Source organism: Nocardioides sp. LMS-CY (genome assembly GCF_018732145.1).
Taxonomy (GTDB): Bacteria; Actinomycetota; Actinomycetes; order Propionibacteriales; family Nocardioidaceae; genus Nocardioides; species Nocardioides soli.
Window position 1 is genome coordinate 3255064 of sequence record NZ_CP076104.1, and the last position, 13333, is coordinate 3268396.

At 71.0% G+C, this 13333-nt stretch carries 7 protein-coding genes; 1 reads left to right on the forward strand and 6 read right to left on the reverse strand.

Annotated features, from left to right (window positions below; genetic code table 11):
- Window position 1 precedes the first annotated feature (1 nt).
- Both KM427_RS15585 and KM427_RS15590 read right to left on the reverse strand, forming a co-directional pair.
- Entirely contained in the window at window positions 2-304 is a 303-nt protein-coding gene (locus tag KM427_RS15585) for a helix-turn-helix domain-containing protein (RefSeq protein ID WP_183594172.1), read from the reverse strand.
- 42 nt (window positions 305-346) lie between these two features.
- Window positions 347-835, reverse strand: coding sequence for a CinA family protein (locus tag KM427_RS15590; protein WP_252274553.1), 489 nt, complete (start codon window positions 833-835; stop codon window positions 347-349).
- Window positions 836-860: 25 nt separating this feature from the next.
- Here KM427_RS15590 and KM427_RS15595 point away from each other — a divergent pair, with 25 nt between their 5' ends.
- Complete coding sequence (locus KM427_RS15595; RefSeq protein ID WP_215524451.1) at window positions 861-2648, forward strand: glycoside hydrolase family 15 protein; 1788 nt, start codon at window positions 861-863, stop codon at window positions 2646-2648.
- A 27-nt stretch (window positions 2649-2675) separates the two neighbouring features.
- On the opposite strand, the gene KM427_RS15600 is transcribed toward KM427_RS15595, so the two are convergent.
- The 4 genes from KM427_RS15600 to rimO form a co-directional block, all read right to left on the reverse strand.
- Entirely contained in the window at window positions 2676-4973 is a 2298-nt protein-coding gene (locus KM427_RS15600) for a bifunctional metallophosphatase/5'-nucleotidase (RefSeq protein ID WP_252275413.1), read from the reverse strand.
- Window positions 4974-5172: 199 nt separating this feature from the next.
- Entirely contained in the window at window positions 5173-10986 is a 5814-nt protein-coding gene (locus KM427_RS15605; protein ID WP_215524453.1) for an ExeM/NucH family extracellular endonuclease, read from the reverse strand.
- Window positions 10987-11305: 319 nt separating this feature from the next.
- On the reverse strand, window positions 11306-11917 hold the full coding sequence (gene pgsA / locus KM427_RS15610; protein ID WP_183594167.1) for a CDP-diacylglycerol--glycerol-3-phosphate 3-phosphatidyltransferase: 612 nt from the start codon (window positions 11915-11917) through the stop codon (window positions 11306-11308).
- Window positions 11917-13326: a 30S ribosomal protein S12 methylthiotransferase RimO gene (gene rimO, locus KM427_RS15615; protein WP_215524454.1), complete on the reverse strand. Its 1410-nt coding sequence runs from the start codon at window positions 13324-13326 to the stop codon at window positions 11917-11919. The genes pgsA and rimO overlap by 1 nt, the downstream gene beginning before the upstream one ends.
- Window positions 13327-13333 lie beyond the last annotated feature (7 nt).

Genomic DNA, 13333 nt, shown 5'->3' on the forward strand with positions numbered 1-13333 from the left:
GTCAGGCGGCCGAGGTGACCACCGGGGCCGCCGGCGTGGCCACCGGGATCCGGATCAGCGCGGCAGCCGCCTCCTCGACGGCCACGAGGTCGGAGACCTCCCGCAGCACATCGGACAGCGGCACCTCGAGCGCGGCACACAGCGACGCGAGCAGCTCGGAGGAGGCCTCCTTCTGCCCGCGCTCGATCTCGGAGATGTAGCCCAGGCTCACCCGGGCCGCGGCGGAGACCTCACGCAAGGTCAGACCGCGCTGCATCCGCAGGCTGCGGAGCACGTCGCCGAGCACTCGACGAACCAGCACCATGCGCGTCGCTCCCTCCGATGCCGAGACCTGTCGGGCCCAACGCTACCCGAGGGCCGTTTCTTCCCGCCGCAGGACCTGCTCCAACGCCGTGAGCGCCTCGGTGCAGGTCCGATCCTGGATCTGCTGGCGCTTGCCACTGAGCTCGAGCGCCACGACCTCCAGCACGCCGGGCCCGGCGATCCCCACGAACACCGTCCCGGGTGCCTTGCCCTCCTGCTCGGACGGCCCGGCGACGCCGGTGGTCGCCAGGCCGAACGCCGCCCCGGTCAACGCCCGCACGCCGGAGGCCATCGCCCTCGCACACTCGGCCGAGACCACGCCGTGGTCGTCGATGATCCGCTGGTCGATGCCCAGCACCGACTTCTTGAGCTCGGTCGCATAGGTCACGACGCCACCGAGGTAGGTCTCGGACGCCCCCGGCGTGTCGGTCAGCGCCACCGCGAGCCGGCCGCCGGTCAGCGACTCGGCGGTCGCCACCGTGCCACCCGAGCCGCGCAGGAGGAGGTGCACGCGTGTCGCCAGGTCCGTCACGGGAGCAACGCTACTGTCCAGAGCCATGACGCTGCCGATCGAGGACTACGCCCTGGTGGGCGACCGCCGCAGCGGCGCGCTGGTCGGCAGGAACGGCTCCGTCGACTGGCTCTGCCTGCCGCGCTTCGACTCCCCCGCCTGCTTCGCCGGCCTGCTCGGCGGCGACGACCACGGGCACTGGCAGCTCTGTCCGGTCGACGAGTACGACGTCCGCCGGCGCTACGTCGGCGAGTCGACCGTACTGGAGACGACGTTCACCACCGCCACCGGCGAGATCACCCTCACCGACGCGATGCCCCGCGGTGACGGCCGCGCCGACCTGGTGCGCACGGTGGTGGGCGTTCGCGGCACCGTCCGGGTCCGCCACGAGTGGACCGTCCGGTTCGACTACGGCGCCGTGGTGCCGTGGGTACGCCGGGCGGAGGTCGCCGGCGAGCGGGTGATCACCGCGACCGGTGGGCCCGACCGGCTGGTGCTGCGCGGACCGCGGCTGCCCGGCGCGGTCGACCGGCACCATGCCGACGAGTTCGACGTGCTGGCCGGCGACCACCTGGTCTTCACCACGACCTGGCTGCCCTCGTGGGCCCCGTTGACCGTCACGGACCCGCCCGAGGACCACGTCACGGAGTCGATCCGGGAGGGCCAGCGGTGGGCACACCGCTGCCGCGCCGACCTGCCCCGCCTCGACGCGGTGCTCCGCTCGCTGCTCACCCTCCGCCTGCTCACCGACGAGCAGACCGGCGGCATCGTCGCCGCAGCCACCACGTCGCTGCCCGAGGATCCGGGCGGCGAGCGCAACTGGGACTACCGCTACTGCTGGCTGCGCGACGCCGCGCTGACGATCGGCGCCCTGGTCCGGGCCGGCCACACCGACGAGGCACGGCTCTGGCGGGCGTGGCTGCTGCGGGCGGTCGCCGGCGACCCCGACGACCTCCAGATCATGTACGCCGTCGACGGCGCTCGCCGGCTCCCCGAGTTCACCCTCCCGCACCTGCCGGGGTACGCCGGCTCGACCCCGGTGCGGATCGGCAACGGCGCCGCCGTGCAGCGCCAGCTCGACGTGCTCGGCGAGGTGATGATCGGCCTCGAGCAGATCCGTCGGGCGACCGGCCGGGCCGACGCCGACGCATGGGCCCTCCAGCGCACGCTCGTCGAGCACCTGGCGACGACCTGGCAACGCAAGGACCACGGGCTGTGGGAGATCCGCGGCCCGCAGCAGTACTTCACGCACTCCCAGGCGATGGTCTGGGCGGCGTTCGACCGGGCCGTCCGCGCGGTCGAGGAGTTCGACCTCGACGGCCCGGTCGACCAGTGGCGGCGGCTGCGCGACACCGTGCACGCCCGGGTGCTCGAGCACGGGTACGACGCCGAGCGCGGCACGTTCGTGCAGTACTACGGCGGCGCCGAGGTGGACGCCGCGCTGCTCGTGCTGCCGACGATCGGCTTCATCGACGGCGACGACCCGCGGATGCTCGGCACCATCGAGGCCGTCGAGCGCGACCTGCTCCGCGACGGCCTGGTGCTCCGCTACCGCACCAGCACCGGCGTCGACGGCCTCGCCGGCGACGAGCACCCGTTCCTCGCGTGCTCGTTCTGGCTGGTCTCGGCGTACGCCCGGGCCGGCCGGATCGACGACGCCGCCGCCCTCTTCGACCGGCTCTGCGACCTCACGAACGACGTCGGCCTGCTGTCGGAGGAGTACGACCCGGCGGGCCGGCGGATGATCGGCAACTTCCCGCAGGCGTTCAGCCACCTCGCGCTCGTGCACGCGGCCGCCGACCTGGCCGAGGCGCGGGCCGGCCGACCGGGGTGAGCTCCCCGGCCGACCGGCCCCCATCGATCAGCGGCGGACCACCCGCACGGTCAGCACCTCGTGGTCGGCCTTGAGGGCGTTGGTGCGCAGGAAGGCGACCTTCACCTTCTTGACCCCGGTCTGCTTGAACGGCAGCAGCCGGAAGGTGGCGACGCCCTTCTTGTTCAGCCGGGCGACGTAGGGACGGTGCCCGGCGCGGACCCGCACCTTGCCGGCCGCCGGGGCGCCCGCGGCACGTACCTTGACCCGGACCTGGACCCGGCCCTGGCGCACCTTGACCTTCTTCGGGTGCAGCTTCGCGGTCAGCTTCGAGTCGAGCCGGTTGCCCTTGAACCGCACCGGCACCAGGACCTGGGTCTTGGTCTGGACGCCGGTCACCTTGACCTGCTGGACCCCGCGCTTCACGCCGCCGGGGACCCGGACCGTCACGGTCGCGGTGCCGGCCTCGTCGTCGGTGGCGCCGGCCGCGACGGTGTTGTCGACCTTGGCGCGGCCGAGCTTGGTCTTGCCGAGGGTGACGTCGACGCGCTTGTCCTGCACGTCGCCGGGGCCGGTGAAGGCCAGCGAGGAGACCTTGAACGACAGGCTGTCGCCGGCCCGGTATGCCTTCGGGGCGCCCGTGGGCAGGGTGACGCCCACCGCACGCTGCTTGTAGCTGACCGGCAGCCCGTTGCCGCCGCCCTTGGCGGCCATGAAGCCCACCATGCCCTCGAGGTCGGTCTGGCCAGTGTCCCGGCGGCCGGTGCCGTCCTTGAACGCCGCGAAGTTGTCGCCGCCCGAGGCGAGGAAGGAGTTCACCGTGACGGAGTACGACGTGGCGTCCTCGACCTGCTTCTTCTTCAGCCACATGCCGGTGACCTTCTTGGTCGTCGGGTCGTAGGTGTAGGTGAAGCCCTGCGAGACGCCGAGCCGCAGGAACGGCCGCGACGCGCCGGCGGGCTGCCACTGCTGCTCGAGGACCGCTCGGAGCTGGGCGCCGGTCAGCCTCATGTTGACCAGCGTGTTCGCGAACGGCTGCACGTTGGCGGCCTGCTTGTAGGTCAGCACGGCCGGATAGCCGCCGGCGTTGTTGCCGAGCATGTCCGCCCGCAGCCCGCCCGGGTTCATGAAGGCGATCTGGGCGGAGCCGGTCGTGGCCGAGCGGGTCGCCCAGCGCTGGGCCTCGGCGACCAGGTTGCCGAGGGTGGACTCGCCACCGCGGTTCTCCTCGGCACCGGTGCCGGACACGACCGGCCGCGACGCGCGGTAGAAGGCCCCGCCGAGCTTGCCCAGCGGCGCCGCGCCCTTGACCTCCGCGGCCGCGACGGCCGCGTCGACAATCGCCTTGGTCGCCGGGTCGGCCGGCACGGTCTCCGGGATCGGCGTGTAGGTGTCGCCGCTCTTGGTCGTCAGCGGCACCAGGCTGTGGGCCGTGGTCACCGCGCCGTCCGTGCCGATCGTCAGCTTCAGCTTGTTGAGGTTGTAGCCGTACTGGCCGGCCGACACGACGGGCCGGGTGCCACCGCCCGGCTTGGCCAGGTCGCAGTCGTAGGCGAGGTGGGTGTGGCCCGAGACGATCGCGTTGACGTCGGCGCTGACACCGGTGACGATCTTGCCGAAGTCGGACGCCGGGTCGCCGGCCATCGTGGCGCAGTCGGTGCTGGGCGCGCCCTCGTGCACCAGCAGCACGATCGCGTCGGCGCCGGCCGACTTCAGGGCCGCCGCCTCGGCGTTGACGGCCTGCACGATCGGCGTCACCTGGAGGCCCTGGATGCCGGCCGGCGAGACCAGCTCGGGAAGGTGCTCGGTCACGGCGCCGATGAAACCGACCTTGACGTCATCGGTCGTCTCGGGTGTGCCGTTGCTGAGCTCGGCGGTCCACGACGCCTTGATCGCGTCGGCCCCGTTGGGTTCGACGAGGTTGGCGCCGACGTACTTCCATTGGGCGCCGCCCTCGGGGTTCGCGGTCGCGTCGTACGGCTTCATCACGCGGTCGACGAGGTCGGCGTACCCCTTGTCGAACTCGTGGTTGCCGACCGCGGACACGTCGAGCCTCGCCTCGTTGAGGGCGTCGATCGTGGGCTTGTCGTGGGCGATGAACGACTCGAAGGTCGAGGCGCCGATGAGGTCACCGGCGGCCGCGAACACGGTGTTGGGCCCGGTCGTCGCATCGGCCTTGGCGTTCTTGACGTAGGTGGCGATCGCGGCCGCGCCGGCCTCGGCTCCGTTGGCCTTGATCCGGCCGTGGAAGTCGTTGGTCGCGAGGATCGTCACGTCGACCGGGCTGGCGGGTGCGGCACCCGCCGGCGCCGCGACGAGGGCGAGCCCGGCGGAGACCAGGCCCATGGACGACACGGCGACGAGGGCGCGAACGCCCCTGCCGGTCCGAGGGGAAGGGAGCAACTGACTGACCTTTCCGAGAGAGCCGAGATCCGAGACGGACCAGCACCCTAACCCGGTCGACCGACGGTTCCCGGTAACGTACGTCGGCCCGTCCCTGCCGGAGCACGGACGGGCCGACGTACGTCGCAGCCTGCTTTCGGGCCTACTTCTTCTTGACGACCTTCACGACCACCGAGCCGGAGCTCGGCTTCAGCAGGTCGCTGCCCTGGTAGCTGACCTTGACCTTCTTCTTGCCGGTATCGGTGAACTTCGCCAGCTTCAGCGTGGCCTTGCCCTTGCGCAGGGTCACCGTCTTCGTGCCCTGGCCCGGGACCTTCACCTTCACCTTGCCGGTCGCCACCACACCCGACTGTCCGGTCACGGTGATGGTCAGCTTGGCCTTGGTCTTCTTGACCTTGACCTTCGCCGGCTTCGCCTTCACCTTCGTCGACGACTTCGCCTTCGCGACCGTCACCGCGAACGTGTCGGAGCCCGAGGCGACGCGGGCGTCACCGGAGTACGCCGCGGTGAGCGTGTGCGCGCCGGGCAGGAGCGCCCCGGCCGACAGCCCGATGGTGGCGACCCCGCCGGCGACCGGTGCGCTGCCCAGGCTCTTGGGCCCGTCCAGGATGGTCACCGTTCCGCCGCCGCCACCGCTGACGTTGACGGTGACCGTCGCCGCCTTGCCGTACGTCATCGACACGTCGCCCGCGGTGACCGTGGACGTGGCCGGCGCGACGGTGAGCACGACCTCGTCCTCGGCACCGGCCGGGTAGGTGCCGTCACCGTCATAGACCGCGCGCAGCACGTGCCTGCCGGGCGTCACCGACCCCGCCGCCAGGGTGACGGTGCCGGAGCCGTCCGCGAGCGTGGCCTGGCCCAGCGGCGAGCCGCCCTCCAGGAGACGGACCGTGCCGGTCGGCTGACCGGCGTTGCCGCCGACGGTCACCGAGACCGAGGCCGGCTGTCCCCACGCGATGGACACGTCAGGTCCGGCGGAGAGGGTCGCCGCCGGCTCGATCCCGTCGTCCACGGTGATCTCGACGGGGATCGACGTCCCGGTGGTCCCCCCGACGAGCATCAGCGTCGCCGGGCCGTCCCCAAGGTCCGCGGGCAGCGGGACGTCGACCGTGGCGGTGCCGTAGTCGTCGTACGGCTGGGCGCCGATGGCGTTGTCGACCGTGGCGGAGCCGATCTCCTCACCGTCGAGCAGCACCTTGAGCTGCGCGTCGGTCTTGTCGCCGGCGGCCGACATCGCCCACGAGGCGACATCGAAGGTCACCGAGTCCCCCGGGGCGTAGGTCGCCGGGGCGGAGTTCGGGAAGGTCACCTCGACGGCCCGCTGGCTGTAGTCGACCGGCAGCGCGTGCGCGGCGTCGGGGTACTGCTTCATGTACTCGACCATCGCCTCGAGGTCGACCTTGCCGGTGTCGACCTTCTGGGTCCCGTTCGCGAGCTCCCAGAAGTTGTCGCCGCCACCACCGAGGAAGGAGTTGACGGTCACCGAGTACGTCGCCGCGGGGTCGATCGGCTCACCATCGAGCCACATGCCGGTGACCTCACCCTGGAACGTGTTCACGGGTGCGGAGTTCGGCACGCTGACCGTCTCCGGGGTCTCCACGTAGGTGTAGGTGAAGCCCTTCGAGACACCCAGGCGCAGGAACGGCCGGGACGGGACGCCGCCCTGGGCGTTGCGCTGCCACTGCTGCTCGAGCACCGTCTTGAGCTGCGCACCGGTCAGCTTCATGTTGACCAGCGTGTTCGCGAAGGGCTGGACGTTGGCCGCCCCTCGGTAGGTCAGCTTCCGCAGGCCGGCGTCCGCGTCACCCGGCATGTCGGTCCGCAGACCACCGGGGTTCATGAACGCGATGTCGGTCTCGATGCCGGCCTCGTCGGTGGCCCAGCGCTGGACCTCCGCGACCTGGTTGTTCAGCGTCGACTCGCCGCCCCGGTTCTCAGTGGCGGTGCCGCTCGGGTTGTACGACGCCCGGCGGTACTCGCCGTCCATCCAGCCCAGCGGCTCGGCGCCCTTGGTCGCGGCGTAGTCGACCGCGTCGTCGACGATCCCCTGCACCGTGGCGTTCGACGGGTAGCCGACGCCGGCCGTGGCGATCACGTCCTGGCCGATCGAGACCAGGTCGCCGGTCGCGTCGTCGTACTTGAACACGAGCCGGTTGAGGTTGGTGCCGTACTGGCCGGCCGAGACGACCGGACGGCGCTTGACGGTCCGCGAGGAGTCGTCGACCCACTCCTGCACCGGGAACCGGCAGTTGTAGGCCAGGTGCGTGTGGCCCGACATGATCGCGTCCACGTCGGCCGAGGTGTTCTGGACGATGTTGCCCCAGGTGGTCGCCTCGTCGGTGAAGCTGTCCGAGTTGCACACCGTCGACGGCGAGCCCTCGTGGACGAGCAGCACGACCAGGTCCACGGGGTCCGGACCGGACTTGAGGGCGGCCGCCGCGTCGTTGGTCGCGTCGACCACGTCGGTGACGGTGATTCCCTCGATGCCGGCCGGGTTCACCAGCGCCGGCAGGTCCTCGGTGACCGCGCCGACGAAGCCGATCCTCTTGCCGTTCGGCATCGTCTTGGTCCAGGTCTCGGCGAGCTCGTCGGCCGCCTCGATGAACTCGGGGTCGTACTCGAGGTTCGCCGCGATGTACTCCCAGTCGGCCTTGCTCCGGATCCGATCGGCGAGATCGGTGTAGCCGCGGTCGAACTCGTGGTTGCCCGCCGCGGAGACCTCGAGGCCCATGGCGTTGAGGGCCTCGATGGTCGGCTCGTCGTCCTGGATGAAGGACTCGAACGTCGAGGCACCGACGAGGTCGCCGGCCGCGACGAAGACCGAGTTCGGGTTGTCGTCCTTCAGCTCCTTGACCGCCGTGGCGAACGGCGCCGCGCCGGCCGCGTTGCCGGCGTCGGGGAGCAGCCGACCGTGGAAGTCGTTGGTGCCGATCACCTGGACCTCCTCGTAGGAGGTCGGCGTGAAGTCCGGGACGTCGACCCCCACGATCTCGGGGTTGTGGTCCGAGGTGCCGAAGGGGAGGTTCGGCTGCCAGAAGTCGGTGACGTTGTAGTTGTAGCGGCTGTACATGAAGGAGGCCGCCTCGTTGGCGTTGATCTCCCAGATGTCCGCGCCGGTCACCATGTCGATCGCGGCCGCATTGCCGAGGACGTGGTCGAGAGAGCCCGACAGGCCGTTGTAGGAGTAGGACTCCTCGCCCGCCTGGTCGGACTCGATCAGCTCGTACCCGGCGGACGGAGCGGTGAGGATCGCGATCGGCTCCTCCATGCTGTAGGAGTTGAAGTCACCGGCCAGGAAGACCGCCTCGATCTCCCGCTCCTCGGCGAAGTCCTCGGCGAACTGCAGCAGGCGGGTCGCCTGGCGCTTGCGGTCGCCGTTGAAGGCGCCGACGCCCGTGATGGTGTCGTTGGCGTTGTCGCCGGTCGCCGGCGGGGTCGGGGACTGGTTGTCACCCTTGGACTTGAAGTGGTTGACGATCACCGCGAAGGCGTCGCCGTCGGGAGCGCCCGCGGCCTTGAAGGCCTGGGCGAGCGGCTCGCGCGCGTTCGCGAACTCGTCGGTGCCGAAGAGGATCCGCGACTGGCCGACGGTCTCGACGGTGTCGCGCTTGTAGATGAACGCGCCGCGGATCACGTCCTGCTCGGCGACCGCGGCTGCGGTCATCGCCTCACCCGGGCTCTTCACGTACGCCCAGGTGTTCTGGTCGTCCGCGGCGTTCAGCAGGTCGACCAGGTGGGCGAGCGCCTGGTCGCGGTTCGACTCTCCGGGGAGCTTGATGGAGTTCTCCATCTCCTCCAGCCCGATGATGTCGGCGTCCATGGTGATCAGCGTGTTGACCAGCTTGGCCTCCTGGCGCGCGAGGCTCGCGTCGGTCGCCGCGCCGCGGGGGCCACGGCCGTCGTTGGGGTTGGAGGCGGTGTAGGTCTCACCGGGGTGCTTGACACCGCACTGGTCGTTGCCGATCCGGTTGCTCGCCCGGTCGGTGTAGTAGGTGCAGTGGGTGACGATCGGCGGGTTCTCGTGCTGGCCGGCGGCGACGTAGGCCTCACCGGTGGTGTCGAAGTAGTTGAGCACGTTGAAGGTGGCGATCTTGAGGTCGCCGTCGGTCCCCAGGACGTCCTGGGGCGCGGCGTTGGGGGTGCGGGTGTCCTCGAAGGTCACGAAGTCCGCGCCGTTGGTGGTGACCTGCGAGGTCGGCTGGAACTTCCACAGGTCGTTGCGCCACTCGAAGATCACCGGCACCTCGAACGTGACCTTGGCGCCGACCCGGACCGGGTTCGGCTGGCCGTCGGCACCGGTCAGGTAGGGCACGGGAAGCCCCTTGTTGGCCTGGCTCTGCAGGTAGTTGAACGAGGCTCCGTCGTCCAGGGTGACCGCACGAGCGGCGTTCTCGGCCCTGATCGCGGCGACGCCCGCGGTGTCGCTGGGCCTGACGTGCTCGGTCGGCTGCTTCAGCGGTCCGGCGATGTCGGGGTCGCCGCCCGCGCCCTCGATCGTCGCGGCGAGACCGACCTCGGCGTACTGGTTGGTGCTGTAGGCGTTACTGACGACGAAGTCACCGGTGGGGGCGAGCAGCATGCCCTCGAGTGCCTCGCGCTCCGCGTCGGTGGCCGGGTAGCCGGTCTCGAAGCCGGTGACCGGGTCCAGCGCGGTGCCGAGCTCGGTGACGCCGCCGACCGCCGGGGTGATCTGGGTGGAGTTGTAGAACTCCGAGACGGCGCCGATGACCTCGACCGAGTCGCCGATCTCGATGCCGGCGGGAATGCGGCTCATGTCGGGGTTGCCGTAGACGAAGATCGCGTCCGACGCACCGGGGGTGGCGTCGGTGGTGCCGCCCGTGCCCTCGGTCTGGACGTACATGCCGTTGTAGCCGCCGGTGCGGTACATCGCGGTGACGACACCGCGCACGGCCACCGTCTGGCCGGCGCCGTTGCCGGTGGCGGGGGCGAACTCCGAGCGCTCGCCGGTGCCCTGCACCTCGGCGATCGTCCGGAGCTCGGGCGTCTCGCTGACGGTGATCGTGAAGGTCTGGGAGTCAGAGGCCGGGGTGGGGCTCGCCGAGTCCGTCACCGTGACCGTGACCTCCGAGGTGCCGGTCTCGGTCGGGGTGCCCGAGATCGTGGCTCCGCCCAGCGACAGTCCCGCGGGCAGGCCACTGGCCTCCCAGGCGTAGGGAGGGGTACCGCCCGTAGCGGCGAGTGCGATCGGCGCGATCGCGGTGCCCACGAAGGCCGCCTTGTTACCCGGCGTCGTCACGGCGAGTGCGGCAGCGACCGTCGACGTGGTCGGGGACGGCGTGGTCGCGGCCGCGAAGTCGGCGGAGTTCGAGTCGGTGTCGGCACCCGGGGAGGTGCGCGAGATCGAGGTCGCGTTCGCCGTGGCCGGGGCGCTGTTGCGGGTTGCGGGCGCGACCGGGACGCCTTCGTAGCTGGTCGTGGACGTGCCCCAGCCGACGAAGTCGATGACGGAGGGGTTGGAGATCGTTCCCGTGCCGGGGTCGAGCGGGGCGGTGCCGTCCGCGAGGAAGATCTGGCCGCCGGTGCCCGACAGGTTCAGCGCGGTACCGGTGGTCTGCGCGTCCGGCGTCACCGGAAGAGGCTTGTCGGTCACGGTCGTGCCGGGCGCCGCCTGCACCAGGAAGTATCCACCCGCCTGGATCGTCTTCGTCGGCAGAGCGAACACGTTCGACGACCCGGGCGCACCGGAGCCGGCGGCGGCGCGGTACTGCAGACTCAGCCCGCCGACGGAGATCGCGTTCGCGGTCGGGTTGTAGAGCTCGATGAAGTCGTTCGTGTAGACCGCGCCGGTGTTGCCACCGCCGCCGTAGACCTCGTTGATGACCAAGCCGGTCCCGGCCGCGTTGGCGGAGGCAGGTGCGGCGGGGAGGACGAGCAGACCACTGGCGACGACGGCCAGGGCTGCGCCCCAGGCGAATCGCTTTCCGGAAGCAAACATGTAAGGCGTTCTCCGAACGGTTGACGGTGGACAGCAACAGCGAGCGGCGCCATCGAACCGCGAACGTCGGGAAGCTTCGCTGGCCGCACCGGGAAGCTCAGGAGAACTCTCGGCGACGACGCAGCGGTGGGGGAAGCCCTCCGGCGCGGACCATGGTGGTGAAGGGACCCTAGCCTCGAAACGGACGTCTCGCACCTGTATCTGCTGAACAATTCGTTACAGGCCGGCCGCGACGGCGCGCCGCCGAGGACGTCTACCGGGATCCGGGTAGACGTCCGGACAGGTCCGATCCGGACCCGTCAGCGCTCGTCGGTGGGGCTCAGGAGCGCAGCGAGGCCCGCTGCCGCCACACGCCGCGGTAGAACTCCCAGCCCGACCAGAGTGTGAGGGCGACCGCGATCGCCAGGCACGCCTGCGCAAGGTAGAAGACGACCTCGCCGGGCACCTCGAGCCCGCTCGGGAGGTCCGGGTCGCGCAGCGGCAGGCAGAGCGTCGCGAGTGCGACCGCCTGGAAGGTGGTCTTGATCTTGCCGAGGTCGGCCGCGGCGATCACGACCTTCTTCAGGATCGAGAGCCGCAGCAGGGTGACGCTCCACTCGCGCAGCAGCACGACGATCGTCACCCACCACCAGATGTCGCCGACGATCGACAGGCCGATGAAGGCCATGCCGGTGATCGCCTTGTCCGCGATGGGGTCGGCGATCTTGCCGAAGTTGGTGACCAGGTCGTGCTTGCGGGCCAGGTCGCCGTCGATCTTGTCGGTGATCATCGCGACCGCGAAGATCACGAACGCCACGAAGCGCCAGGTGATCGACTCACCGCCGTCGACGAGCAGCGCCCAGGCGAAGAACGGGACCATGACGATCCGCAGGGTCGTCAGCACGTTGGGGACGTTCCAGTTGCTGGGCTGGGTGCGCACGGCCTCGTCCATCACACCACCCGAGCGTAGAGGTCGGCGCCTTCGGATTCGACCACGACCGCGCGGACCAGGTCGCCCACCTGCGCGTCGCCGTCGAGGAGGTACGTCGAGCCGTCGACCTCCGGCCCCTGGTGGGCGGCGCGGCCCTCGGTGGTCTCGTCGTCGATGCGCTCGACGAGCACCTCCACGGTCTCGCCGACCCGCTCGGCGGCCCGCTGGCTGGTGAGCTCCTCGACCAGGGCCGTCACGTGCTCGGCGCGGCCGCGGATCTCCTCGTCGTCCAGCTTCGCGTCGTACGTCGCCGCCTCGGTGCCGTCCTCGTCGGAGTAGCCGAACACGCCGGTGACGTCGAGGCGGGCCGCGACGAGGAAGTCGCACAGCGTCTGCAGGTCGTCCTCGGTCTCGCCCGGGAAGCCGACGATCACGTTGCTCCGCACGCCGGCGTCGGGCGCGAGCCCGCGGATCTGCTCCAGTAACGACAGGAAGCTCTCGGGGTCGCCGAAGCGGCGCATCCGGCGCAACACGCCGGCGCTGGCGTGCTGGAAGGAGAGGTCGAAGTACGGCGCGACGCCGGGCGTGGTCGCGATCGCCTCGACCAGCCCCGGCCGGGTCTCGGCGGGCTGCAGGTAGGAGACCCGGACCCGGTCGACGCCCTCGACCGCGGCCAGCTCGGGCAGCAACGTCTCGAGCAGCCGCAGGTCGCCGAGGTCCTTGCCGTACGACGTCGAGTTCTCACTCACCAGGAACAGCTCACGGACGCCGTTGCCGCCCAGCCAGCGGGCCTCCTGGAGCACGTCGGAGGGGCGGCGGCTCACGAAGGAGCCGCGGAAGGACGGGATCGCGCAGAACGAGCAGCGCCGGTCGCAGCCGCTCGCGAGCTTGAGCGAGGCGGTCGGGCCGGAGTCGAGGCGGCGGCGCAGGCTGGCGGGCCCCGAGGCGTGGCCGGGCACCGGAGCGGTCGACAGCGCGCGCTCGACCGGCGTGATCGGGAGCAGCGTGCGGCGATCCTGCGGGGTGTGCGCCTCGTGGGACTCCCCCGCCATGATCGACCGGAGCCGGGCCGCGATGTCGGGGTAGTCGTCGAAGCCGAGCACGGCGTCGGCCTCGGGCAGCGAGTCGGCGAGCTCCTTGCCGTAGCGCTCGGCCATGCAGCCGACCGCCACCACGGCCTGGGGACGGCCGCTGGCCTTCAGGTCGGCGGCCTCGAGCAGCGTGTCGACCGAGTCCTTCTTGGCCGACTCGACGAAGCCGCAGGTGTTGACGACCACGGTGTCGGCGGCGGCGGGGTCGTCGACCAGGCGGAAGCCGCCCGCCTCGAGGCGCCCCGCCAGTTCCTCGGAGTCGACCTCGTTGCGGGCACACCCGAGGGTGACCATCGCGACGGAGAGGAGATCGGACGGGCTGCTGGTTTCGGTCGTCATGTCCCTC

Bases quoted from the DNA above. Each gene is read 5' to 3' on its own strand.
- rimO (WP_215524454.1), bottom strand. From the start codon at position 13,326: ATGACGACCGAAACCAGCAGCCCGTCCGATCTCCTCTCCGTCGCGATG.
- KM427_RS15595 (WP_215524451.1), top strand. From the start codon at position 861: ATGACGCTGCCGATCGAGGACTACGCCCTGGTGGGCGACCGCCGCAGC.
- KM427_RS15585 (WP_183594172.1), bottom strand. From the start codon at position 304: ATGGTGCTGGTTCGTCGAGTGCTCGGCGACGTGCTCCGCAGCCTGCGG.
- KM427_RS15605 (WP_215524453.1), bottom strand. From the start codon at position 10,986: ATGTTTGCTTCCGGAAAGCGATTCGCCTGGGGCGCAGCCCTGGCCGTC.
- pgsA (WP_183594167.1), bottom strand. From the start codon at position 11,917: ATGGACGAGGCCGTGCGCACCCAGCCCAGCAACTGGAACGTCCCCAAC.
- KM427_RS15600 (WP_252275413.1), bottom strand. From the start codon at position 4,973: ATGGGCCTGGTCTCCGCCGGGCTCGCCCTCGTCGCGGCGCCGGCGGGT.